Here is a 23881-nt window from a genome sequence, read left to right on the forward strand (position 1 = left end):
GCTTTTTTTAGGTGTGTAACCAGCAGCGGAACGATTCATCCATATGAAATACATGACAAGTGCCGAAATTCGCCAGGCTTTCCTGGATTATTACAACAAACAGGGACATGAAATAGTGGCGTCAAGCTCGCTGATTCCTGCGAATGACCCAACGTTGCTGTTTACCAATGCCGGTATGGTGCAGTTTAAAGACGTATTCCTTGGTGATGATAAGCGTGCTTATAGCCGCGCTACAACATCTCAGCGTTGTGTGCGAGCAGGTGGTAAGCACAACGACCTTGAAAATGTTGGCTACACAGCTCGTCACCATACTTTTTTTGAAATGCTTGGTAATTTTAGTTTCGGTGATTATTTCAAACCTGAGGCTATTCGTTTTGCTTGGGTATTTCTTACAGAAGTGATGGGGCTGCCTAAAGAAAAACTGTGGATCACAGTGCATCACTCAGATGAAGAAGCTGAACGTATTTGGAAAGAAGAAATTGGTGTGGATCCAGAGCGTTTTTCGAAGCTAGATGAAGATAATTTTTGGGCGATGGGTGATACCGGCCCGTGTGGTCCTTGTACTGAGATTTTCTTTGACCATGGAGAAGATATTTTTGGTGGCCCTCCAGGAAGCCCAGACGAAGACGGTGACCGCTACATCGAGATTTGGAATGTGGTGTTCATGCAGTACAATCGAACTGCTGATGGTGAGATGACGCCTTTGCCGCGTCCATCTGTTGATACCGGTATGGGATTGGAACGTATTGCTGCTGTAATGCAGGGTGTGCATAGCAATTATGAAATTGATCTGTTTCAAAACCTGTTAAAAGCAGCAGCAAAAGCAGTAAAAACCGATGATCTAGATAGCAAGTCATTACGTGTTATTGCCGATCATATTCGCTCGTGTTCATTTTTGATTACTGATGGTATTACGCCTTCAAATGAAGGGCGTGGTTATGTATTGCGCCGTATTATTCGTCGTGCGATTCGCCACGGTAACAAGCTAGGTATGAAAGGACCTTTCTTCAATTTACTGGTCGCTTCTTTAGCCAATGAGATGGGTGAGGCTTACCCTGAATTGATTAAAATGCAGTCTCAGATTGAACGTGTTCTTCTTAAGGAAGAGCAGCAGTTTGCTAAAACGTTAGATAATGGCATGCGTTTATTGACGGAAGCTATTAGTGGTCTTGAAGGATCAATTCTATCTGGTGAAACTGTCTTTAAGTTATATGATACGTACGGTTTTCCAGCAGATTTAACCGCTGACGTTGCTCGTGAACATGAGTTGACGCTAGATATGGAAGGCTTTGAATTGGCCATGGAGCAGCAACGCCAGCGTGCACGTGCTTCAGGCGGTTTTTCTGTTGATTATAACGACAAACTTGAGCTTAGTGGTGAAACCGAGTTTGTTGGTTATGAGCATTTAGAAGGCAGCTCTGATGTTGTTGCTATCTTTGTAGAAGGTGAAGCGGTTAAGCAGCTAACAGCAGGGCAGTCAGGCATTGTTGTGTTGGAACATACACCTTTCTATGCCGAGTCTGGTGGACAAGCAGGAGATCAGGGGCAATTAAGTTGGGATCAAGGGCTGTTTACAGTTACTGATTGCACTAAAGAAGCTAAGAGTCATTTGCATATGGGCGAGTTAGCAGAAGGTGTTTTGTCGGTAGGTGACAAGGTTTTTGCGCATGTTGATGAATCTGCTCGTTTGGCTACTGCTAACAACCATTCGGCCACGCATCTATTGCATGAGGCATTACGTCGAGTGCTAGGTGAGCATGTACAACAAAAAGGTTCGCTGGTGAATCCTGAGAGGTTGCGTTTTGATTTTGCTCATTTTGAGGCGCTTACAGCAGACGAAGTAACGCAGGTAGAGGCTATGGTTAATAGCCAAATACGAGCTAATAGCGATGTTAAAACGGATGTTATGGCGATAGAAGATGCCAGGCAAACGGGTGCGCAGGCGTTGTTTGGTGAAAAGTATGATGACCAAGTGCGTGTACTAAACCTCGGTGAGGGCTTCTCTGTTGAGTTATGTGGTGGTACTCATGCAAAACGTACGGGTGATCTTGGTTTCTTGAATATTGTATCCGAAGGCGGAATTGCTGCGGGAGTACGCCGTATTGAGGCAGTGACAGGCCAGGCTGCACTCGAGTATGTAGCGGCTAATACTCATCACTTGAACGAAATATCCGCGCTGGTTAAAGGCTCACGCGACACGGTTGTTGAGAAAGTTCAGGGTTTGTCCGATCGTAATCGACAACTGGAAAAAGAATTAGATCGTTTGAAAATGATGCTTGCTTCGGCGAAAAGTGGAGATCTGGTCTCTAATGCCGTAGAAGTGAATGGTATTAAGTTGTTGGTTGAGAACCTTGAGGGTGCTGACCCCAAAGCGTTACGCGATACCATTGACCAACTGAAAAATAAGTTAGGGTCAGCAGTGGTTGTGCTGGCTACAGAGAGTGAAGGGAAGATAAGTTTGGCTGCCGGTGTAACTAAAGATCTCACAAGCCGAGTTAAAGCGGGAGACTTGGTTCGTGAGCTGACAGCTAAATTAGGCGGAAAAGGTGGCGGTCGTCCAGACTTTGCGCAGGGCGGTGGTGTGGATTGTGCTGCACTACCAGCGGTACTTGATAGCGTCAAAACCTTGATCGCCGATCGATAGTATGGGCAAACGACTTAAATAGCTGATGGAGACTGATAGGCAATGGCTCTATTTGTACAGAAATATGGTGGGACTTCGGTTGGTTCGGTTGAACGAATCGAAGCGGTTGCAGATAAACTGCAGCGTTTTCGTGAACAGGGGCATGATTTAGTAGTAGCTGTGTCAGCAATGAGCGGCGAAACAAATCGGCTGGTAGGTTTGGCTGGAAGTATTCAAGAAACACCTAGCCTGCGAGAGATGGATGTACTCTTGTCGACAGGAGAGCAGGTAACGATCGCGCTACTTTGTATGGCACTAGAAAAGCGTGGCATACCTGCGCGTTCTTATACGGGTAGTCAGGTGCGTATCCTTACGGATAGCTCACACACCAAGGCGCGTATTCAGGATATAGACGTCGAACGAATTCAGGCAGATATAGCGGCCGGATGTGTTGTAGTTGTTGCTGGTTTTCAGGGAGCTGACGCTCAAGGCAATATAACAACACTGGGGCGTGGTGGTTCTGATACAACGGGTGTAGCCCTCGCTGCAGCGTTAAAGGCTGATGAGTGCCAGATCTATACAGATGTAGATGGTGTTTATACAACAGACCCTAGGGTTGTTGAGGGCGCTCAACGCCTTGAAAAAATAACCTTTGAAGAAATGCTAGAAATGGCAAGTCTTGGATCTAAAATATTACAAATTCGTTCAGTCGAATTTGCGGGTAAGTACAAAGTGCCTTTGCGTGTGCTGTCTAGTTTTGAGGATGGGCCGGGCACTCTGATTACTATAGAGGAAGATGATACAGTGGAAAAACCAGTTATTTCAGGAATTGCATTCAATCGTGATGAAGCAAAGTTGACTGTGTTGGGAGTGCCTGATATTCCGGGCGTAGCTTCGAAGATATTAGGGCCAATTAGCCGTGCTAATATTGAAGTCGATATGATTGTTCAGAATGTTGCTGCAGATCAGACCACCGACTTTACTTTTACTGTGCATCGTAATGATTACGGCAAAGCTGAAGAGATACTTCGACAAGTGGCTAGTGATCTCTCTGCAAGGGAAGTGGTAGGGAACAATAAGATAGCTAAGGTGTCTATTGTCGGTGTTGGTATGCGCTCTCATGCGGGTGTAGCAACTAAAATGTTTGATTCTCTAGCAAGTGAAAATATCAATATTCAGATGATTTCTACATCAGAAATCAAAGTCTCTGTTGTTATTGCTGAGAAATACTTAGAGTTGGCTGTACGTGGGCTGCACTCGGCGTTTGAATTAGATAAAGCTGATACTGTCAGTGAATGACGACGGTTAATATTTGGTCTATAGTGTAGGCTCAACGAGTAGCCATATCTAATTTTATCTTCAGGTAAGAATAACGACCTGATATGGTTAGTAGTACTAAGGGACGATTGGGAGATCCGAAATGTTAATTTTAACTCGCCGTGTAGGTGAAACCTTGATGGTAGGGGACGAAGTCACCGTTACTGTACTAGGTGTAAAGGGTAATCAGGTACGTATAGGTGTTAATGCGCCTAAGGACGTAGCTGTACATCGTGAAGAGATTTACGATCGTATACAGCGTGAAAAAGACGGTGAAAAAGACAGTACTGAAACACAAGATTAATTTTTTTAGAATAAATGCTTTTCTTTTTAAAATCAGTCTTGTATAGTACGCCGCGTTGACCAGGTGAGATGGCCGAGTGGCTGAAGGCGCGCCCCTGCTAAGGGCGTATAGGGGAAACTCTATCGAGGGTTCGAATCCCTCTCTCACCGCCATTTGCGCCCGTAGCTCAGCTGGATAGAGTACTTGGCTACGAACCAGGCGGTCGCACGTTCGAATCGTGCCGGGCGCACCAGTCAACAGTGTGAATCGATTTAACAATCGATAGTATGAAAGATTAAAGTTATACCTAGTAAGTGTTAAGCGCGCCCGTAGCTCAGCTGGATAGAGTACTTGGCTACGAACCAGGCGGTCGCACGTTCGAATCGTGCCGGGCGCACCACTTAACTAGTAATATAATTAGTAATACAGTATGTCTTAAAAAGTGTAAGCGCCCGTAGCTCAGCTGGATAGAGTACTTGGCTACGAACCAGGCGGTCAGAGGTTCGAATCCTCTCGGGCGCACCACTTCCTCTCCTTGTTTTACCATTCAGTTTAATCCCTAATTTAAGAAAGCTCTTTGATATGAAATTCATCGTCAAACTATTTCCAGAAATTACTATTAAAAGCCGTCCAGTTCGTAAGCGCTTTATTCAGCGGCTACAAAATAATCTACAGATACAGTTAAAGCGCATCGTTGATGAAATAACTGTCAGTGGTTTCTGGGATAAAATAGAAGTAGTTCTACCTGAGGAATCAATCGCTTCTTATGACGCTGTTTGTGAGGCTATGCAGCGCACTCCCGGTGTTCAGTTCTTTATTCAGGTGACCGAGTTTCCTTTAGGTGATTTTCAAGATGTATTTGAAAAGACTCTACCTCTTTACGTAGATCGTATTAGAGGCAAAACATTTAAAGTGCGTGTTAAGCGCAGTGGTAAGCATGAGTTTACCTCCGTTGATTTAGAGAGATATGTCGGCGGAGGTTTGTTGCAGCACTCTGACTCGGCCGGTGTTGATGTGCACAAGCCAGATGTTTATGTTGATATGGAGGTTCGGGATGAGCGCTTGTATATCGTCGAGAAGCAGCTTCAGGGCTTAGGTGGATACCCGTTAGGCTCCCAAGATGCGGTTCTTTCTTTGATATCGGGTGGTTTTGATTCTGTAGTAGCGTCTTACATGACGATGCGTCGTGGATCTAAAACACATTTTTTGTTCTTTAATCTTGGTGGTAAAGCGCACGAAATAGGTGTTCAGCAAGTGGCTCTTCACCTGTGGCAGCGCTATGGCTCATCAGCGCGCGTAAAGTTTATTTCTGTACCTTTTGATGAAGTGGTTGGTGAAATATTACAAAATGTACACCACTCTCATATGGGTGTTGTATTGAAACGTCAGATGATGAGAGCGGCTGAGCAAGTAGCCGACTTTATGAAAATTGATGCGATTGTTACTGGCGAAAGTATTGCGCAGGTTTCCAGTCAGACAATTCCTAACTTAACCGTCATAGATCAGGCCACAAATAAGTTAGTTATTCGTCCGTTAATTACCATGGATAAGCAAGAGATTGTAGACAAAACAAAAGCGTTAGGTTGTTTTGATATTGTGAAAATGATTCCAGAGTATTGTGGTGTTATTTCTGATAGGCCAACAACTCAAGCGAAAATGACAAGAGTGCTAGAAGAAGAAGCATGTTTGGATATGGATGTATTGAACAAAGCTGTTGTGGATTGTCAGGTAATAGCCATTGACCAAATTATAGAAAACCTTGATGTGCAAAGTGAAATAGAGGCGATGAGTAAAGTCTCGGAAAATCAAGTAATTGTTGACGTGCGTGCGCCAAATGAGCAAGAGCGTAAACCGTTAAATATGCCGGGGTGTGAAATTATTTTAGTTCCGTTCTATGAGTTGGAAGCGGTAGCTGTCACGTGGGCTGAAGATAAAGAGTATCTGTTGTATTGCGACAAAGGTGTTATGAGTCGTTTGCATGCACAAAATTTGCAAGAGAAAGGCTTTGAACACGTAAAAATATTTCGTCCGTTAGTCTAATTAAAAGCAGCTTTTCTTTGCGAAATAATTGCTATCTTGTTGATTATATAGAGTAATAATATTGTCGACAATCTGTAAGACTATCGACGAAAGTTAAGTTAAAGCCGTTAGGTAAAGTTGCTACAACTGGCCTTTTGAGGTTTAATTGCCTCTGTTATAAATTTCTTTTATTTCTCAGTATCTTCATTTTCATGAAGATACATGTTGGTACTAGGGGTTTATACATACTTTTCTTATTATTAAATTTAGGAGCAGCCACAGATGGATAATCTGTTATCAGAAGGCCTTACACTGATGGTCTTTGGTATGGGCTTCGTTTTTACGTTCCTGACGTTGTTAGTTGGTGTAACAACTATGATGTCAAAGCTGGTCGTTAAATTCGAGCCAGCACCGCAACCTAAAGCAGCCCCAACAAGATCAGCTTTGCCTGCGGTTGCGCAGGGTGGAAGTGATGAGCTTGTAGCTGTGATTACAGCTGCGGTACATAAATATCGCTCATAAGAAGCGATAAATAACACAATAAATTATTCGTGCACTATTATCGACAGAAGGCCTTTTACCCATGTCCGATGCAAAGAAACCGCTAGGTATTACTGATGTAGTTCTGCGTGACGCTCATCAGTCTCTCTTCGCTACGCGTATGCGTATTGATGATATGCTACCGATCGCAGAGAAACTTGATAAAATTGGCTACTGGTCCCTAGAAAGCTGGGGTGGAGCTACTTTTGACTCTTGTATCCGTTTTATCGGAGAAGATCCATGGGATCGTATTCGTGAATTAAAAGCGGCTATGCCAAATACTCCTCAGCAAATGTTATTACGTGGTCAGAACCTACTCGGTTACCGTCACTATGCTGATGATGTTGTACATAAGTTTGTAGAACGTGCTGCTGTTAACGGTGTAGATGTATTCCGTATTTTTGATGCGATGAATGATCCGCGCAACCTGGAAACTGCGATCAAAGCAGTGAAGGAAACAGGAAAGCATGCCCAGGGTACTCTTTCATTTACAACGAGTCCTGTGCATACCACTGATATGTGGGTCGAGTATGCTAAAACATTAGAAGATATGGGCGCTGACTCTATCGCAATTAAGGACATGTCAGGCATTCTGACGCCTTATGCCGCATTTGATCTGGTTTCGCGACTCAAAGCACAGACTGATTTAGAAGTGCAGCTTCATGCGCATGCAACTTCAGGATTATCTGATATGACGATTCTGAAAGCTGTAGAGGCTGGGATTGATCGTGTCGATACTGCTATCTCCTCTATGTCTATGACATATGGGCATAGCTCGACTGAGTCTGTCGTAGCTGCATTAGCGGGTACTGATCGTGACACAGGTCTGAATCTAGAAGCGTTAGAAGATATCGCTGCATATTTCAGGGAAGTTCGTAAGAAGTATGCCAAGTTTGAAGGTTCTTTACGTGGTACCGATTCACGTATCTTGATTGCCCAGGTTCCTGGTGGCATGTTGACAAACATGGAAGGCCAGTTAAAAGAGCAGGGTGCTTCAGATAAATTTGATGAAGTACTTGCTGAGATACCTCGTATTCGTAAGGATTTGGGTTATATCCCGCTTGTTACGCCTACTTCTCAGATTGTTGGTACACAGGCTGTTATCAATGTATTGATGGGTGAGCGATACAAAACCATCTCTAAAGAAGTTCAGGGTATTCTTAAAGGCGAATATGGCGCAGCTCCTGCACCCTATAATGCTGAACTTCAGGCGCGTGTTTTAGATGGTGCGGAAGTATTAACTTGCCGTCCTGCAGATATACTCGAATCAGAATTTGAAAAATTAACAACCGAACTGCGCGCAGTGGCAAATGAAAAAGGCCTTAAATTGGCTAGCGCAGATAAAGAAATTGATGACGTATTAACCTACGCATTATTCCCTCAGATCGGTTTGAAATTCATAGAAAATCGCGGCAACCCTGACGCGTTTGAACCTGCCCCTACATTAGAGGATGCTATGGCTATGGCTGCACCTAAAAATACTGGACCACAAGTTTATACTATTACTGTCAATGGTCAGAATTATGTTGTTCAAGTAGCAGAAGGGGGAGATGTTACTTCAATTGCTCCCGCGGCTGCTCCTGTGGCTGCTGCTGCGCCAGCTGCTAGCTCTGGTGAGCCAGTACCAGCACCTTTGGCAGGTAATATCTGGAAAGTACAGGTAACGCCTGGGCAGGCGCTCCAAGAAGGTGATGTGATCGTAATCCTCGAAGCGATGAAAATGGAAACGGAAGTACGTGCGGCAAGAGCCGGTACTGTTGTTTCTGTAGACGTTAAAGAGGGTGATGCAGTTCAGGTGGGTGATACCCTTATCACTTTAGCGTAAGGGGTCTATCGAATGGATAAGCTTCTCGACCTGTGGCTAGCCTCAGGTATTTATAACATTTCGCTAGGGCAGTTTGTAATGATCGTTGTTGGTCTATTACTGCTGTACTTGGCGATTCGTAAAAACTTTGAGCCCCTATTGCTTGTTCCAATTGGCTTTGGTGGCATTATGGCAAACATTCCAGAAGCAGGGTTGGCATTTTCTGCGGTAGAAAATGCTGTGCATTTTGCTACCCCTGAATTGTTAGCTGGTTTTGCTGCTGTGCTAGGTATTACGAGTGTTGATCCGCATGATGTTTTACATGCATATCACACCTCTAGTGCCAGTGTGCATGCAGCCACGACGTTGTTTGCAAACGATAATAACTTCAATAACGGCATGCTGTATAATTTTTATACAGTAGCGATCGCTTCGGGTGCTGCCCCTTTGATTATTTTCATGGGTGTGGGCGCAATGACGGACTTCGGACCGTTATTGGCAAATCCTAAAACGCTGTTTTTGGGCGCAGCGGCACAGTTCGGTATTTTTGCTACCGTACTAGGTGCTGTGGGCCTAACTAGCATGGGGTTGATGGACTTTAGCATTCAAGATGCGGCTGCAATTGGTATCATTGGCGGTGCTGATGGTCCTACAGCAATCTATGTGGCAAGTTTATTATCTCCTCAATTACTGGGTGCAATTGCAGTAGCAGCATATTCGTATATGGCCCTTGTTCCGTTGATTCAGCCGCCTATTATGCGTGCTTTAACAACGGAAGCTGAGCGTAAAATTCAGATGGTGCAATTGCGCCATATCTCAAAATTAGAGAAAATTTTATTCCCACTGTCGTTGCTTATATTGGTGGCTATGTTGTTGCCAGATGCAGCGCCTCTATTGGGTATGTTCTGTTTCGGTAATCTGATGCGTGAATGTGGTGTTGTTGATCGCTTAAGTGATACTGCACAGAATGCATTGATCAATATCGTTACTATCTTCTTAGGGCTTTCAGTTGGTTCGAAGCTTTCAGCTGATAAGTTTCTGGATATGCAGACATTAGGCATTTTGGTGCTGGGTATTGTTGCCTTTGGTATCGGTACTGCAATGGGCATTTTAATGGCTAAGTTTATGAACAAGCTGGCAGGTGGTAACTCTATCAATCCATTGATTGGGTCGGCTGGGGTATCTGCTGTACCTATGGCTGCACGTGTTTCGAACAAGCTGGGTCTTGAGGCTAATTCTCAAAACTTTTTGTTGATGCACGCTATGGGGCCAAACGTTGCTGGTGTAATCGGTTCAGCGGTTGCTGCAGGCGTTATGATCAAGTTTGTTGGCTAATAGCTAAAAGTAAATAAAAAGGCCGCTCATTGAGCGGCCTTTTTTGTATCGGTATAAAATCAGAACGGTTAATAGCCTGCGAGTATTTCCACATGCGCTTCTACACTGAACGCTAACGCGACAGGGTTGTAGCCACCTTCTAAAACGGACACTAAACGTCCTTGTGAATACACGCGGGCTACGTCCATCAGTAGTTTTGTGACCCAGCGATAATCATCCTCATTTAAATTTATATCAGCCATAGGGTCTTCGTGGTGAGCATCAAAGCCTGCTGAGATGAAAATCATATCAGGTTTGTGATTTTGTAATGCAGGCAGCCAGTGCTTCTCAACTATGTTTCTGAAAAATTTACTATCGCTGTGAGCGGGCATTGGGCAGTTGACGATATTAGGTCGCTGTATGTCGCAATATCTCTCTGGATAGTATGGGTGCTGGAAGGTAGAGCAAACTAATACTTCTGGTTTGTCTTTGAAAATATCGACTGTCCCATTGCAGTGATGAACATCAAAATCGACAACAGCAACACGGTTTACGTGGGGGTGTTGAAGAGCCTGCATTGCGCCTATAGCAACGTTATTAAAAAAGCAAAAACCCATGGGTGTATTGTGTTCAGCATGATGGCCTGGGGGTCTTACTGCGCAGAATGCGTTGTCAGTTTTTCCTGCAAGGACTCGGTTGGTCGCAAGAATTGTTGAGCCAGCGGCTAGGCTTGCAGCGTGCAAAGAGTCTGGGCATAAAGCGGTGTCTTCGTCAGCATAAACGATCCCTTCTTCGGGGAGCTTCATCTCTAAACGCTTTTGATGGAGTGATGCATGAGCCATTGCTATCTGTTCAGGTGTGACGTGAATAGATTGCATTGTTTCTAATTGCTGCATTAAGCCTGTTCTTTCAAGGACTTTGCGTATGGCTAGTAGTCTAATCGGGCTCTCAGGATGTTCTGGTCCCATGTTATGAAGGCCGCAATCTTCATGGGTAATAAAAGTAGTCGTCATATTCCCTTCAACTCTCATTCTTTTCTGTCAGTGTACTGGAAAATAGTTTCTGACCTGCTTAGCCGAAGGTCTAAATTTTAATCTACTAATCATTTTCTTGATTTAAATCATGGGTCATGTATAGGAGTGAAGTTATGATGATAATCACAGCATAGAACTGTATTAGACATCGCGTGTTCACCCTCGCCGGTGTTTTTTTTTGTCTGAGAGAGTGACTCCTTCCCCCGGCCAACAATGGCTCTTATACTATGCTTGAAAATATCATTCTTGCAGAAGGATCGCAGATTTCGTGCACCCGCCGAAAATAGACTATTCCACCAAACGTGTTCTGTTGATTGAGAGCAGTGGAAACATGCGCTCGACTATCCTCTATATGTTGAGGCAGTTGGGAATTGCTAATATTCAAGCAGTGACGATTAATAGCCATGTATTGGAGCTTATTAAAGAGGGTGCCTTTGATATTATTCTACTGGGGCATAATGGAAGTGATCAGTTAACGGGTTTGCAATTGCTGGAAGAGTCCCGCTCCCTTGGCTATGTGAAGCCTGGAGCATGTTGGATGTTTATGACAGGAGACTCTTCTCAGGAAGTGATTTTGCATGCAATTGATAACCAACCTGATGCATTGCTAACAAAACCATTTTCAATGGATGAGCTTAAATCAAGGCTTGATTTGTTGATGTTTCGAAAGGATGCATTGCAAGAAGTGGATGCGCTTGTGGAGCGTGGTCAGCTTGATATGGCGGTAAAAGCCTGCGATCAGATCGAGTTGTCTGGTAGTGATTATGATTATGTTCAGATGGTAAAAGGTAAGTTATTGCTACAACTCAATCGTTTTGAAGAAGCAGAGCTTTTTTTCAAGCAACGCTTTAGGCACCATAATGAGAAAGAAAGTGGTTTGTGTCTTGCTGAAGCCTGTATCGGTCAAGATAAGTATTCTGTCGCAAAGCCGTTACTCTTGAAGCTTGTTGCTAAGTTTCCTCTTTTTCTGCCTGCCTATGATCTTCTTGCAAAAGTATATGAACATGATGGTGAGTTGCTTCCTGTTCAAGACACTTTAAAAGATGCCACTCAAAAGTCGCCGCTAAGTTTATTGAGACAAATGGAGTTAGGTCGGGTTGCTGTTTACACGAAAACGCTGGAGTTAGCTGAGGGTGCTTATAGAAAATCGATTTCTTTGGGTCGAAATAGTTGCTATAGCTCACCTGAGCCCTTTTTACGTTTGGCTAATATACGTCGACTGGAAATGGCTGGTCTTCCTGAGAGTGAGCAGGGCAGCCTACGCTCGCAGTTTGACGAGTTATTGAATACTGCTAGTTACAAATACCCAAAAGATAAGGCGCTTAAAGTTAAGACAGCTCTCTTACGCAGTCAGCTAAGTAGTGATATGGGAAATGAAGATGATGCTAATCGATTTATGGGTGAGGCTTCGAAGCTCGCTGGGAAGCTTGATCAGTCCATGGATTTGCAAAGGGAGCTCTTAGATATAACGGGTGATCGTCTACCTATTCTTGAAAAGCAGCCGTTGCCTGAAAAGAGTAAAGCAAAAGGTCACGTATATGATCCAGAAATGAGTATTCGGGTAAACCGTTTGGGTGTGAAGCACTATCTGGCAGATAAGGTCCCGCAAGCAATACGTTATTTTGGTTTGGCAATAGAGAACGACCCTAAAAATGCTCGTGCACTACTTAATTTAGCGCAACTGTTTCTTGAGTCTGCTAAACAAGAGTCTGCACGGCGTGAAGAGCGCTTGAAAATGGTAACGCGATATTTGCGGTTAGCAGAACGTATGGCATTGAATGATTTTGAAAGTAAAAAATTAGCCTTACTTAAATCATGCAGTAAAGTTTCTTTGGATCAGCTTCCGGAAGGGAGTTTAGGTGTTTTGTTGAAGTAAAAAGTTGGTCGTGCGTTCTGAGTCAAATCTATTAATGGTGTCCCAGGCAGGATTCGAACCTGCGACCTGCCCCTTAGGAGGGGGCTGCTCTATCCAGCTGAGCTACTGAGACATTTTTAACACATAAACGACAAGCATTTAAGAGCCCGTATTTTAAGGCTTTTTTTTGAATCTGCAAAGCAATCATCGTTGATTTATGAAGTTTTCGAAAACATTTGGGAGTAAATAGGGGGGGGTTACGCTTTTCCTATATGTGACTGTCCAGTGTAGTTTCCTTTTGCGCCTTTTGCTGTGTATAAGCTATTGGTGGGCTTTTGTCCGCGCAAAACAGTGAGAAGTTTGTCTAAGCTTTGGCTGGTTCTCATAACCACTTGCTCGTTTCGCTGATTGGCATCCATGGTTTTTTTAAGGGTGCTCTCAAGCTCATTCCAATGATCATTGAATTGTGCTTTAAGTGCTTGATTTGAGCTTTGTGAAAGCAAAGAAGAGAGTCCAGCTTTAGAAACGGGCAAGTCAGCCGCTATAAGCAGCTCTGCTCTAGCTTGATTGTTAAGATCAAACTGATGAAGAATATTTTGCTTTTCCAGATTGATTGATCGTATAGCGTCAATGTCACGAGACTTAAGTACGATCAACTCTTGATTCAGAAAATCTTCTAAACCGCTCAGAATGGCGATACCCTCATTAGCAAGGACATCGATTGATGCGAGAGTGGAAGACAGATCTGTCATGGTGGATTATGCCATCATGGAATCAAAATCGATCATTTTCTCTGCCACTTTCTCAGCATCAATAGAATAGCTGCCATTTTCAATAGCGGCTTTAATGCTTGCAACACGTTCGCTATCAACATCCGGTGTATTAGCAATTTTGGCATCAGCTGCCTGCATTACTTTAACGGTGTCGCTTAGCTCAACTGTATCTTTCTGAATAGGCTTCGCGGAAGCATGGGGAATTGGTGCAGCACTCCCATTACTTTTCTGGGTGCTGACCTTTTCACGAGCAGCCATCGCTTGTTGCGATAAGGAGCTGTTAAGATCAATAGCCATTTTTCTACCCTCAAAAACTATGTGTACGTTGTTTAGCGGCCGTGTTTATTAAAACTTTAGAGAAAATAACAAATATTTTTTCACTTCAATAATAGAGTGTGATTATAACTGTTTAGCTCAGAATAGCTATCTGGATACGGATACATGGCCTCTGCTTTTTACATAGGCGCGAATAATTTTTTGGGATTTATTATTAAGCACTTTTATTTGCTCTCCCTTTTTCCCGCTTTGTAATGCAGTGCCTTGTGTTCTGACTGAAAGGGCGCCAACTTTGGCCTCTATAATCACGGTGTCATTTCGTTTGATAAGTTTCGGGGTGATCAGCATGTTTGCCGTTAATACGCTGCCTGTAGGTATGTTCCGTCGGGCAATAAGGTTGATTAATTGGTCAGGCCTAGTGAAATAACTCTGTTTGTGTATGCTAGTGTTTGTCCGGACAAATGAGAAATCATTGGCAGTAATGACTGTCCCTTTTAATATTGGGTGCTTTACCGTGGCAACTCTAGAATAAATACTAACCTTTGCGGTTGCGTAAGTGGCCCATTTTTTGGGTGAAAGGCAGCTGATGCGCATTGATATACGACCTCCTGAAGGGAGGGTTGAAGGAACTCGAATATCAAATTTTGAACATTTTTTTAAATTTGTATGATCATTAATTGGGTTTACGACTATATTAATATCAGTTTGAGCACTTTTTACTGAAAAATGCTCGTAAAGATGTCTTTCTACTATGGTTTGTAAAGGTTGGGCTATGCATTGCGTAGAGAATAAATAAGTACTAAAAAGAATAATGAGAGTGCCGATACTAGGCATTATTTGAAAATAACTCACGGTGGCTCCTGATTTAGAACAGGATGGTTAGCGTGGTGTCGCTTAATATAGTGACAATAGATTTGGTGTAGATCATGTCAGGTATTCTAGATACTGTAAACCTGCGTACCCAGATGGTTGGGCAGAATCGTTTAGAGCTTTTATTGTTTGCACTTGAGACCGAGCAAGTATACGGAATCAATGTGTTTAAAGTGCGTGAAGTGCTGCAATGTCCAAGATTGACGGAGGTTCCCCGGCAAACGACATCGGTGAAGGGGATGGCGCATATCCGTGGAGAGACCATTCCTGTATTGGATCTCTCTGAAGCTGTTGGGCGCTCTGGTATTCCAAAGGATGAGCATCAACAGTGCTTCCTAATAGTGGCTGAGTACAATACGCGTACATTGGCCTTTTTGGTCAGAAAGGTTGATCGCATCCTAAATACTCATTGGGATCAGATCATGGCTCCACCAAAAGAAATTGGTGTGGAGAACTATCTGACAGCCGTTTTTGAATATGAAGATAGATTGATTGAGATTCTAGACGTTGAGCAAATTTTAGCTGACTTGTATCCAATGCATACAAAAGTTAGTGAAGAAATTGCTACTCAAGAGATGAAGGCTAAAGCCAAAGAATACCAAATTCTTTGTGTTGATGACTCGAGTGTTGCTCGTAATCAAATGCAGCGCAGCCTCGAAGATCTAGGCATTAAAGTAACCACATGTAATAACGGAAAAATTGCATGGGATATGCTAAATAAATTGGCAGATAAAGGTAACGATGTTACAGAACTCTATCTAATGATTATTTCAGACATCGAAATGCCAGAAATGGATGGATATACCTTAGCAGCTATGATTCGAGAAGACCCTCGTATGGAGAAAATGCATATTGTTCTCCATTCTTCGCTAAGTGGCGGATTTAACGTATCAATGGTGAAAAAAGTGGGTGCAGATGGATTCTTGGCTAAGTTCAACCCTGATGATTTAGCGAGTGTTGTTATTGAGCGAATTAAGAAACTTGAGCAGCGGCTATAGAGTGGAATCATCGCTATGAATGAGCGTGTAGAAGCTTTCAGAATTACCTCTGATGAATTTGCTATATTTAGCCAGTTTTTGGAAAAAAGCTGCGGTATTTTGTTAGCAGAGCACAAGCAATACCTTGTGAAGAGCCGTCTGGGTAAAATAATGCAAGATAGCTCATTAGATAACTTGAGTTGTCTTGTAAAGCAGTTAGAGCGTCCGGGTGGGAGTCAGCTAAAAGATAAAGTTATCGATGCTATGACGACCAATGAAACGTTATGGTTTCGTGATATTCACCCGTATGACATTTTAAAAAATAAACTGCTTCCCGAAATAAAAGAGAAAAAAGGTCGCCAAAAGTTACGTATTTGGTCGGCTGCCTGCTCAACTGGGCAGGAGCCATATTCTATGAGTATGGTTATTGATGAATATAAGCGAGCAGTGCCTGGTTCATTTATGGCGGGAGAAGAGATAGTCGCAACGGATATTTCTGCGAGTGTGCTTCAGCAGGCCCGCTCTGGTGAATATGAAATGTTGGCTTTAGGGCGTGGTTTAGAGAAGGATCGACTGCAAAAGCATTTTAAAGCAAATGCTGATGGTTCTTGGACTATTAACCCTGATATAAAAAGCAGGGTGCGTTTTCAAAGTATTAACCTGCTTAGTCAATATACCAACTTAGGGCAGTTCGATATAATTTTTTGTCGTAATGTTATGATTTATTTCTCTTTAGAAGTAAAAACAGAAATACTTAGAAAAATGCATAAACAGCTCAATCCGGGAGGCTACCTCTTGCTGGGCGCTTCAGAGTCTCTGCCGGGGTTGTCTGATTGCTATAAAATGATTCATTGCCGTCCTGGCATTATCTACCAAGCTATTTAGTACTATAGCGGCAAAAAAAGCGGCAATCGAATGCCGCTTTTTTTTGTTTCTCGCATCGTAAAAAAATCATCATCCTTGCTTCCTTACGCTATACGGCGTTTCTGTGCCACTGGCATGCATATTGCTTTATCTACTTACATATTATTGAGGTGACGTATGGCAATTACTTTTGACAAAGCATTAGGGATTCATGAAGACGCAGTTGCATTGCGTTCACGACGTGCTGAAGTGATCGCTAATAATATTGCTAATGCGGACACGCCAAATTTCCAAGCGAGAGATATAGATTTTAAAAGTATCTTACAGGGAGTTCAGGGGGCGCATCAGGGTATTAGTCTCTTGAAAATGATGAATACGAATACAGCCCATAAAGATACGGTTATACATCCAGATTATGCAGCAGAGCTTTTGTTTCGAACACCGATGCAGCCTTCTGTTGATGGGAATACAGTTGATGTTCAGGAAGAGATGGCTCGATATACAGAAAATGCTTTGGGTTACCAAGCGTCATTTGATTTTCTAAATCGTAAATTTAAAGGCATTACTAGCGCGATCAAAGGTGATTAATCATGTCATTGTCAAATATATTTAATATAGCGGGTTCAGCCATGAGTGCTCAGACAGTACGTCTGAACACAACAGCAAGTAATATGGCCAATGCTGACAGTGTAAGCTCTAGTATCGGTGAAACATATCGAGCTCGTAAGCCTGTTTTTGAATTGCAAGCACCTTCACTTGAACAAGTTACTAATGTCGATGCTGGTTTGATTCCTGGTCAAGGCGTGAATGTTGCCGGAATTATTGAGAGCCAAGCGCCGCTTCGAACTGCGTATGAGCCAAGCCACCCATTAGCAGATGAGAAAGGTTATGTGCATTACCCCAATGTAAATGTAGTTGAGGAAATGGCAGATATGATTTCGGCTTCAAGATCATTTCAGATCAACGCTGAAGTTATGAATACAGCAAAACAGATGGTGCAGCGGGCTCTGACATTGGGTCAGTAATTTGTTGAACTTATATTAACTAGGCCGCGATGTTACTGGCCGTAATTTTAGAGTTGAGGTCACGATATGGCTGATATCAACGGTATCAATAATGCAACTTCGGTTTATGAGCAGATAAACCAAAGCAATAAAGCATCGTCTACAGCTAAGGCGCAATCACAGTCTGAATCAGACAACGATATGTTCATGCAGTTGATGATTGCTCAATTGAAAAATCAAAGCCCTACCAGCCCCGCTGATACGGCCGATTTTATGCAACAGATTTCAAACATGAGCTCAGTTGAGAGTATTAATAATCTTAATACAACGATGACCGAGATGAGCAGTGCTTTATTAACGAGTCAGTCGGCTTTGCAAGCATCCTCAATGGTAGGTCAAACAGCATTTGTGAAAACTGAAAAGGCTATGCTCGATAGCGAAGGGAATATTGACGGAGTGATATCGCTACCATCAAGTGCTTCAGATATTCGCGTGTCGGTATATGATTTATCGGGTGCGGAAGTCGATAGATGGTCAATGGGTGCTAAGGCATCGGGAGATCATAGCTTTAGTTGGCAGGTGGGTGATCGTGCCCCCCAAAGTGAATATCGAGTGGTTGTAGAGGCTCCGGATAGTGAAGGTGCTTATCAAGAAGTAGACAGCTATATTGGCCATCGCGTTGATAGTGTGACGCTCGGCCAAAATGGGATTGGCATGAAGGTTAATACCGCTACTGGTTCTGTAAGTATTAATGATATCAAGCAATTAGGTTAATTGGAGAGGTGTAATCATGGCGGGTTTCAATACAGCGGTAACCGGTATCAAAGCTTCTTCAACTATGCTTGATGTAGCAGGTAATAACATTGCAAACTCCAGTACGGTAGGCTTTAAGTCTTCGCGCACAGAGTTTGGCGATATTTATGCAACGGCAGTTGTCGGGGCAGGTTCAAGTAACTTGCCAGGATCTGGTGTGACAGTATCAGGTATATCGCAAGATTTTAGTGCGGGCACGGCTGAGTTCACAAATAATAACCTTGATTTGGCCATTAATGGATCAGGTTTTTTCCAGCTTGATGATGGGCAGGGCGGAACTACCTATACTAGAGCCGGTGCTTTTGAATTAGATAAAGAAGGTTTTATCGTTTCAAAAAATGGTAAAAACTTACAAGGGTTCGGTCTTGATACTCAAGGTAATCAATTGCCATTGCGTAATTTGGCAGTAGATCAAAAAGAGAGCCCTCCTCATGCGACAGAAAGCATAGGGCTGGCATTTAACATAGATTCAAAATTAGACTCATCAAAATTAGCGTCAGTCTATGACAAAAACAATGCTAACTCGTTTAGTTATACAACGACTGTCGAAACTTTTGATAGTTTAGGTAATGCGCAGACTATTAAATATAATTTTGCTGAGCAGAGACCTGTGCGCGAACAGTATTCCTTTGACGTTGCGGGTACAGACGTCAGGATTTCAGGCGTCGACATTGTAGATATCTCGGCTATTACGGGTGTTGAAAAAGACTTGCTCGAAGCTGCCGATCCTCGTATTGATACAAACTCGATTGTGTTTTCTGCTGCAGTTGCAGGTCCGCCAGCGGTGAGTGCTAAAGTGAGTTTTGAACTTAAGTCTGAATCGTCTGCTACTGGGGATGTGCGCGTACGAGATAATACTGGGGCAGTTGCTGATGCAAACCCCGATCTACTCGTTGCGAATCTAGTAGAAGGTGAGCCTTTAACGAGAACGGCCAATGAAGTACAGTCATTTTTGATTGATGGTGATCCTACCAAATTTAGTGCTGTGACGGGTAAATTGTTGGCTGATGTAGATGTTGTTATCGGTGGTGTCACTATACCGTTAGACGTGCAAATGGATGTTGATGATGTGGGGGCAACAATTGCTGCTGCTCAGGCACGAGTAATAGAGCAAAACCCGAATATACAAGCGGTGCAATATAATAAAAACACCAATACAGTTTATGTGACATGGCAGGCAGAGGCAGGCGATGTAGATCCCATTCCAACAGTGGATACGGCTGCACTTTTATTGAATGGCCCTACAGATATTACAGACCCTGTTTCCCAAGAGGGTGATAATAGCTTTATGAGCGTTTACCGTATGTACGCCTACCTTAATGACTCTCAGCAGCTAGATGTCGGAAAGCGTGTTGACCCGGGTGAGGCTGGTTTTGCTGCTAGAACGACTGAAGTAGGTGCGCTTGTTATTAAATTTGATACCACTACGGGTGTATTAAAAGAGATCAATGGAGAAGAGCTGATTGCTGGTGCGGCCATTCCTAATATAACTATCAAAGGGGCTGATCCATCTAACCCTAATGATACAAAGTTAGAAAGTGATACAGATAACTTGGTTGGTTTGCAGCTTGATATTTCTGGGTCAACACAGTTCTCTTCTGCATCTATTGTGAAGAAAGCTTCTCAAGATGGTTACACCAAAGGTGATCTGATTGGTGTTGCTTTTGAAGAAACAGGAGAGATGGTTGCAAGTTTTAGTAATGGTCAGCGACAAAATCTAGGTCTAGTTGCAATAGCTTCATTTGAAAACCAGTCTGGACTACAGTCGGCAGGAGATACGGAGTGGGTTGCTTCTCTTTCTTCAGGGCAAGCGATTCTTAACCCGCCGGGGACTGGTTTAAATGGTACGATTAGATCGGCTTCGTTAGAGCAGTCAAATGTAGACTTATCAGCAGAGTTGGTGAAACTGATTGAGGCGCAGCGTAACTTCCAGGCAAATTCAAAAACGTTGGAAACTTTAAACACCGTAACGCAGTCAATTTTACAGATCTAATTTATTCTTTATTCTGTTTATTAAAAGAGTCGCTTATGCGGCTCTTTTTTTTGGCATGTGGTTTGCATTTAAAGATATATAGAATAAATGCGGCAATCACTAAATTCCGGAAGATGTTATGGATAAAGTTGTTTTTATAGCGATGAGCGGTGCGCGAGAAAATATGCTTGCACAGCAAACTCATGCTAACAACCTGGCTAACGTGAGCACTACTGGGTTTAAAACTGATTTGGCTCAAGCCCGCGCTATGCAAGTGTTTGGAGAGGGTTTGCCCACGCGTGTTTATGCCATGACAGAAAGGCCTGCAACAGACACAACGACGGGCACTTTTATTCAAACGGGCCGCACGCTAGATGTAGCCGTCGATGGCGGTGGGTGGTTGGCAGTGATTGGTCCTGACGGTCAAGAGGCATATACCCAGTCTGGGGAACTGCAGCTCAATGCCGCCAATCAGCTTGTAACGGGCAGTGGTTTGCCGGTAATGGGTAATGGCGGCATTCCAATCGCTGTTCCTGCTGCCGAAAAAGTTGATATTGGTTCCGATGGAACGATTACCATTCGGCCATTAGGCGAGGCTGCCGCTGAATTAGCCGTTGTCGACCGTATTAAGCTAGTGCAATTAGATCAACAGTCCATCTATAAAGGTGTAGATGGGTTGATGCATGTAGATGGAAATCTTCCACAACCACCGGATTTGGGACTAAAGCTACGCTCAGGGTATCTTGAATCAAGTAATGTAAATGCAGTGAATGAGCTTACTAGTATTATCAGCTTATCGCGCCAGTTTGAAATGAACATAAAAATGATGAAAACCGCAGAAGAGAATTCAAGTGCTGCGACTAAGATTCTTCAGTTAGGTTAACAGAGTTAGGAGATAGCAATGCACGGTGCACTTTATGTCGCTAAAACAGGTTTGTCAGCACAGGATACACAGCTGAAAGTTATCTCTAATAACTTGGCAAACGTCAGTACGGTAGGGTTTAAGAAGGACCGTGCGGTTTTTGAAGATTTGCTTTATCAGGTGCAACGCCAGCCTGGAGCGGATTCTGCTGAAGGAACTCAGTTGCCATCAGGTCTGCAATTAGGTAACGGTGTACGTGTTGTTGGAACACAAAAACTGTTCCAAACAGGTGAAATGCAAGTGTCTGAGGAGCCATTTGATGTGGCCATTAACGGACGAGGTTTTTTTCAAGTAACGATGCCTAATGGTGAGCTGGGTTACACACGTAATGGTCAGTTTCATGTGAATGGTGAAAATGAGGTCGTTACGGCAGAAGGGTATTTGCTTGACCCTGCAATCACCCTCCCTGCTGAAGTGCAAACCTTTACAGTTGGTGTTGATGGAACGGTAACAGCTGTTGTGGCGGGAGACCCTAACCCAGTACAAATAGCGCAGTTGGAAATAGCGGATTTTGTAAACCCTGCGGGTTTACAAGCCATAGGGCAGAACTTATTTATAGAAACAGCAGCCAGTGGTGCACCGCAAGTGGCTGTTCCCGGCGAGGCAGGAACAGGGATTTTGCGTCAAGGAATGCTAGAGGGCTCTAACGTCAATTCGGTAGAAGAGCTAGTTAACATGATCACGACACAGCGTGCATATGAGATTAACTCCAAGGTGATTTCTACCGCTGATGAAATGCTATCTTATGTTTCTCAGCAGTTGTAATTAGATGAATTTAAGAGCGCGGTTATGATAAATACCATGAAGGGTGCTTTATTGTTGGCGGTAACATCAATATTTTTAATAGGTTGTGTGAACAAGCCGGTAAAGCCTGATCGTCCGTACTATGCACCGGTAGCTCCACAGCAATTGCAGCAACCAAGGCCAGTGAATGGCGCTATTTTTAACGCGGCAACAAATATTGATATATACAGTGATGGTAGAGCTCATCGAGTAGGAGATATTATCACTATCGTGTTAAGTGAAAAAACACAGTCTTCTAAAACAGCAAAAACAACATCTGATAAGAGCAGTACATTATCAATTCCTCAGCCAACGGTGTTGGGTAACCCTTTATCTGTTTTTGGTGCTCCTGTGAGTGCCTCTTCTGGCGCATCGACAAACACATTTGAAGGTGAAGGTAAGTCAGATATGAGTAATAGCCTTAGCGGAGATATTACCGTGACAGTGCATGATGTTTTACCAAATGGTGTCTTGGCTGTCCGTGGTGAGAAATGGCTGAAACTTAACCAGGGTGATGAGTATATTCAGATTAGTGGTTTGGTCCGACCTCAAGATATTGCGTCTGATAATACGATATCCTCCACTAAATTAGCAGATGCAAGAATTGGCTACAGTGGAACAGGTACCGTACATGATACAAATGTGATGGGTTGGTTAGGTAAGTTTTTTGTCAGTCCTCTTTGGCCTTTTTAATACTGATTTTGCACATTCATTCTGCAATAAACTAGAACATGGTGAATAGTATGTTTAATAAAATGTTGCCTTTATTGCTACTCGGATTAATGTTTTCCTCGAGCGTATTTGCCGAGCGTATTAAGGATATTAGTTCTGTTGCCGGCGTTCGTAATAACCAGCTGGTAGGATATGGATTGGTTGTAGGTTTAGATGGTACAGGTGATAAAGCAAGCTTTACCTCACAGACATTCAGAAATATGCTCAATAATTTTGGTGTGGCTATTCCTGCAACGGTGAGCCCGAAATCCAAAAACATTGCTGCGGTTGCTATACATGCAGAACTACCTCCTTTTTCAAAACCCGGCCAAACAATAGATTTAACAGTCTCCTCTATTGGTGACTCCAAAAGTTTACGTGGTGGTAGCCTTCTGCTTGCTCCATTGAAGGGTGCTGATGGCCAAATTTATGCCATGGCGCAAGGGAATCTAGTCGTATCAGGTTTTGGTGCTGAAGGGCGAGATGGTTCACGATTGTCGTTAAATGTACCCAGTGTTGGCCGTATTCCAAATGGTGCGACAGTTGAGCGAACAGTACCGAATGCATTCGCACAAGGGGATAGTCTTACACTGAATCTTAATCACCCAGACTTCACAACATCTCGACGTGTTTCAGAAGAAATAAATGGTTTGCTGGGTATGAGAACGGCCACAGCAATTGATGCGACCTCTATTCGTGTGAGAGCCCCCAGAGATGCGTCGCAGCGTGTTTCTTTTGTCTCTGTGCTTGAAAATTTAGAAATCACACCAGCAAAAGAAATTGCAAAAGTCATTATAAATTCACGTACCGGAACAATAGTGATTGGACAAGATGTACGAGTATCCCCTGTTGCTATTACTCATGGTGGCTTGACGGTGGCTATTACCGAGAATTTGGATGTTAACCAGCCAAATGCTTTAGCAGGTGGCGAAACCGTGATCACACCACGTACCGGTATAGAAGTTGATGAAGGGTCCGGGCATATGTTTGAGTTTTCTCCTGGGACTTCTCTGCAGGAAATAATTGAAGCAGTGAACCAAGTGGGCGCAGCTCCAGGTGATTTGATGGCCATTTTAGAGGCATTAAAGCAAGCGGGCGCGCTTAAAGCTGAACTGATAGTAATTTGA

22 protein-coding genes and 5 tRNA genes are annotated in these 23881 nt (G+C 43.3%); 22 read left to right on the top strand and 5 right to left on the bottom strand.

Annotated features, from left to right (window positions below):
* Positions 1-52: 52 nt before the first annotated feature.
* The 11 genes from alaS to QZZ55_RS00155 all read left to right on the top strand — a co-directional run bounded on the left by alaS (position 53) and on the right by QZZ55_RS00155 (position 9921).
* Positions 53-2644 (top strand): alanine--tRNA ligase, encoded by a 2592-nt coding sequence (alaS, locus tag QZZ55_RS00105; RefSeq protein ID WP_293264386.1) that lies wholly within the window; start codon positions 53-55, stop codon positions 2642-2644.
* 42 nt (positions 2645-2686) lie between these two features.
* Positions 2687-3922 carry an aspartate kinase gene (locus tag QZZ55_RS00110; protein WP_293264029.1) on the top strand — a complete coding sequence of 412 codons (1236 nt, stop codon included), beginning with the start codon at positions 2687-2689 and terminating at the stop codon, positions 3920-3922.
* 121 nt (positions 3923-4043) lie between these two features.
* On the top strand, positions 4044-4244 hold the full coding sequence (csrA, locus tag QZZ55_RS00115; RefSeq protein ID WP_090724876.1) for a carbon storage regulator CsrA: 201 nt from the start codon (positions 4044-4046) through the stop codon (positions 4242-4244).
* A 62-nt stretch (positions 4245-4306) separates the two neighbouring features.
* Positions 4307-4396: transfer RNA gene (locus tag QZZ55_RS00120), tRNA-Ser, on the top strand.
* A 3-nt stretch (positions 4397-4399) separates the two neighbouring features.
* Positions 4400-4476, top strand: a tRNA-Arg gene (locus tag QZZ55_RS00125).
* 70 nt (positions 4477-4546) lie between these two features.
* Positions 4547-4623 (top strand) — tRNA-Arg (locus QZZ55_RS00130).
* Between the two features lie 48 nt (positions 4624-4671).
* Positions 4672-4748, top strand: a tRNA-Arg gene (locus QZZ55_RS00135).
* A gap of 57 nt (positions 4749-4805) precedes the next feature.
* Positions 4806-6263, top strand: a complete 1458-nt coding sequence (thiI, locus tag QZZ55_RS00140) for a tRNA uracil 4-sulfurtransferase ThiI (protein WP_293264034.1) — start codon at positions 4806-4808, stop codon at positions 6261-6263.
* A gap of 261 nt (positions 6264-6524) precedes the next feature.
* Entirely contained in the window at positions 6525-6764 is a 240-nt protein-coding gene (locus QZZ55_RS00145; RefSeq protein WP_293264036.1) for an OadG family protein, read from the top strand.
* A gap of 61 nt (positions 6765-6825) precedes the next feature.
* A complete protein-coding gene (gene oadA, locus QZZ55_RS00150; RefSeq protein WP_293264038.1) occupies positions 6826-8607 on the top strand; it encodes a sodium-extruding oxaloacetate decarboxylase subunit alpha in 1782 nt (593 codons plus the stop codon).
* Between the two features lie 12 nt (positions 8608-8619).
* Complete coding sequence (locus QZZ55_RS00155; RefSeq protein ID WP_293264040.1) at positions 8620-9921, top strand: sodium ion-translocating decarboxylase subunit beta; 1302 nt, start codon at positions 8620-8622, stop codon at positions 9919-9921.
* Positions 9922-9989: 68 nt separating this feature from the next.
* On the opposite strand, the gene QZZ55_RS00160 is transcribed toward QZZ55_RS00155, so the two are convergent.
* Entirely contained in the window at positions 9990-10913 is a 924-nt protein-coding gene (locus QZZ55_RS00160; RefSeq protein WP_293264042.1) for a histone deacetylase family protein, read from the bottom strand.
* A 289-nt stretch (positions 10914-11202) separates the two neighbouring features.
* Between QZZ55_RS00160 and QZZ55_RS00165 the strand changes: the two genes are divergently transcribed.
* Positions 11203-12810, top strand: coding sequence for a response regulator (locus QZZ55_RS00165; RefSeq protein WP_293264044.1), 1608 nt, complete (start codon positions 11203-11205; stop codon positions 12808-12810).
* 35 nt (positions 12811-12845) lie between these two features.
* Here the strand turns inward: QZZ55_RS00165 and QZZ55_RS00170 are convergent.
* From QZZ55_RS00170 to flgA, 4 genes are all read right to left on the bottom strand, one after another.
* Positions 12846-12922 (bottom strand) — tRNA-Arg (locus tag QZZ55_RS00170).
* A gap of 124 nt (positions 12923-13046) precedes the next feature.
* A complete protein-coding gene (locus tag QZZ55_RS00175) occupies positions 13047-13541 on the bottom strand; it encodes a flagella synthesis protein FlgN (protein WP_293264046.1) in 495 nt (164 codons plus the stop codon).
* A gap of 6 nt (positions 13542-13547) precedes the next feature.
* Positions 13548-13859, bottom strand: a complete 312-nt coding sequence (flgM, locus tag QZZ55_RS00180) for a flagellar biosynthesis anti-sigma factor FlgM (protein WP_293264048.1) — start codon at positions 13857-13859, stop codon at positions 13548-13550.
* Positions 13860-13985: 126 nt separating this feature from the next.
* Positions 13986-14690, bottom strand: a complete 705-nt coding sequence (flgA, locus tag QZZ55_RS00185; RefSeq protein ID WP_293264050.1) for a flagellar basal body P-ring formation chaperone FlgA — start codon at positions 14688-14690, stop codon at positions 13986-13988.
* A gap of 74 nt (positions 14691-14764) precedes the next feature.
* On the opposite strand from flgA, the gene QZZ55_RS00190 reads away from it, so the two are divergent.
* The 10 genes from QZZ55_RS00190 (at position 14765) to QZZ55_RS00235 (ending at position 23881) form a co-directional block, all read left to right on the top strand.
* The gene (locus QZZ55_RS00190) at positions 14765-15706 is read left to right on the top strand and encodes a chemotaxis protein CheV (protein WP_293264052.1); all 942 of its coding nucleotides are present in this window, start codon (positions 14765-14767) and stop codon (positions 15704-15706) included.
* A 15-nt stretch (positions 15707-15721) separates the two neighbouring features.
* Positions 15722-16570, top strand: a complete 849-nt coding sequence (locus QZZ55_RS00195; RefSeq protein WP_293264054.1) for a protein-glutamate O-methyltransferase CheR — start codon at positions 15722-15724, stop codon at positions 16568-16570.
* Between the two features lie 156 nt (positions 16571-16726).
* A complete protein-coding gene (gene flgB, locus QZZ55_RS00200) occupies positions 16727-17137 on the top strand; it encodes a flagellar basal body rod protein FlgB (RefSeq protein ID WP_293264056.1) in 411 nt (136 codons plus the stop codon).
* Positions 17138-17139: 2 nt separating this feature from the next.
* Positions 17140-17574, top strand: a complete 435-nt coding sequence (gene flgC, locus QZZ55_RS00205) for a flagellar basal body rod protein FlgC (protein WP_293264058.1) — start codon at positions 17140-17142, stop codon at positions 17572-17574.
* Between the two features lie 66 nt (positions 17575-17640).
* Positions 17641-18327, top strand: a complete 687-nt coding sequence (locus QZZ55_RS00210; RefSeq protein WP_293264060.1) for a flagellar hook capping FlgD N-terminal domain-containing protein — start codon at positions 17641-17643, stop codon at positions 18325-18327.
* A 16-nt stretch (positions 18328-18343) separates the two neighbouring features.
* Complete coding sequence (locus tag QZZ55_RS00215) at positions 18344-20359, top strand: flagellar hook-basal body complex protein (RefSeq protein WP_293264062.1); 2016 nt, start codon at positions 18344-18346, stop codon at positions 20357-20359.
* 118 nt (positions 20360-20477) lie between these two features.
* Entirely contained in the window at positions 20478-21221 is a 744-nt protein-coding gene (locus QZZ55_RS00220; protein WP_293264064.1) for a flagellar basal body rod protein FlgF, read from the top strand.
* Positions 21222-21239: 18 nt separating this feature from the next.
* The gene (gene flgG, locus QZZ55_RS00225; protein ID WP_293264066.1) at positions 21240-22025 is read left to right on the top strand and encodes a flagellar basal-body rod protein FlgG; all 786 of its coding nucleotides are present in this window, start codon (positions 21240-21242) and stop codon (positions 22023-22025) included.
* 24 nt (positions 22026-22049) lie between these two features.
* On the top strand, positions 22050-22736 hold the full coding sequence (gene flgH / locus QZZ55_RS00230) for a flagellar basal body L-ring protein FlgH (protein ID WP_293264068.1): 687 nt from the start codon (positions 22050-22052) through the stop codon (positions 22734-22736).
* Positions 22737-22786: 50 nt separating this feature from the next.
* Positions 22787-23881, top strand: a complete 1095-nt coding sequence (locus QZZ55_RS00235) for a flagellar basal body P-ring protein FlgI (RefSeq protein WP_293264070.1) — start codon at positions 22787-22789, stop codon at positions 23879-23881.

Origin of the sequence: Neptunomonas sp., assembly GCF_016744175.1 — a bacterium.
In the GTDB taxonomy this organism is placed as follows: Bacteria; Pseudomonadota; Gammaproteobacteria; order Pseudomonadales; family Balneatricaceae; genus Neptunomonas.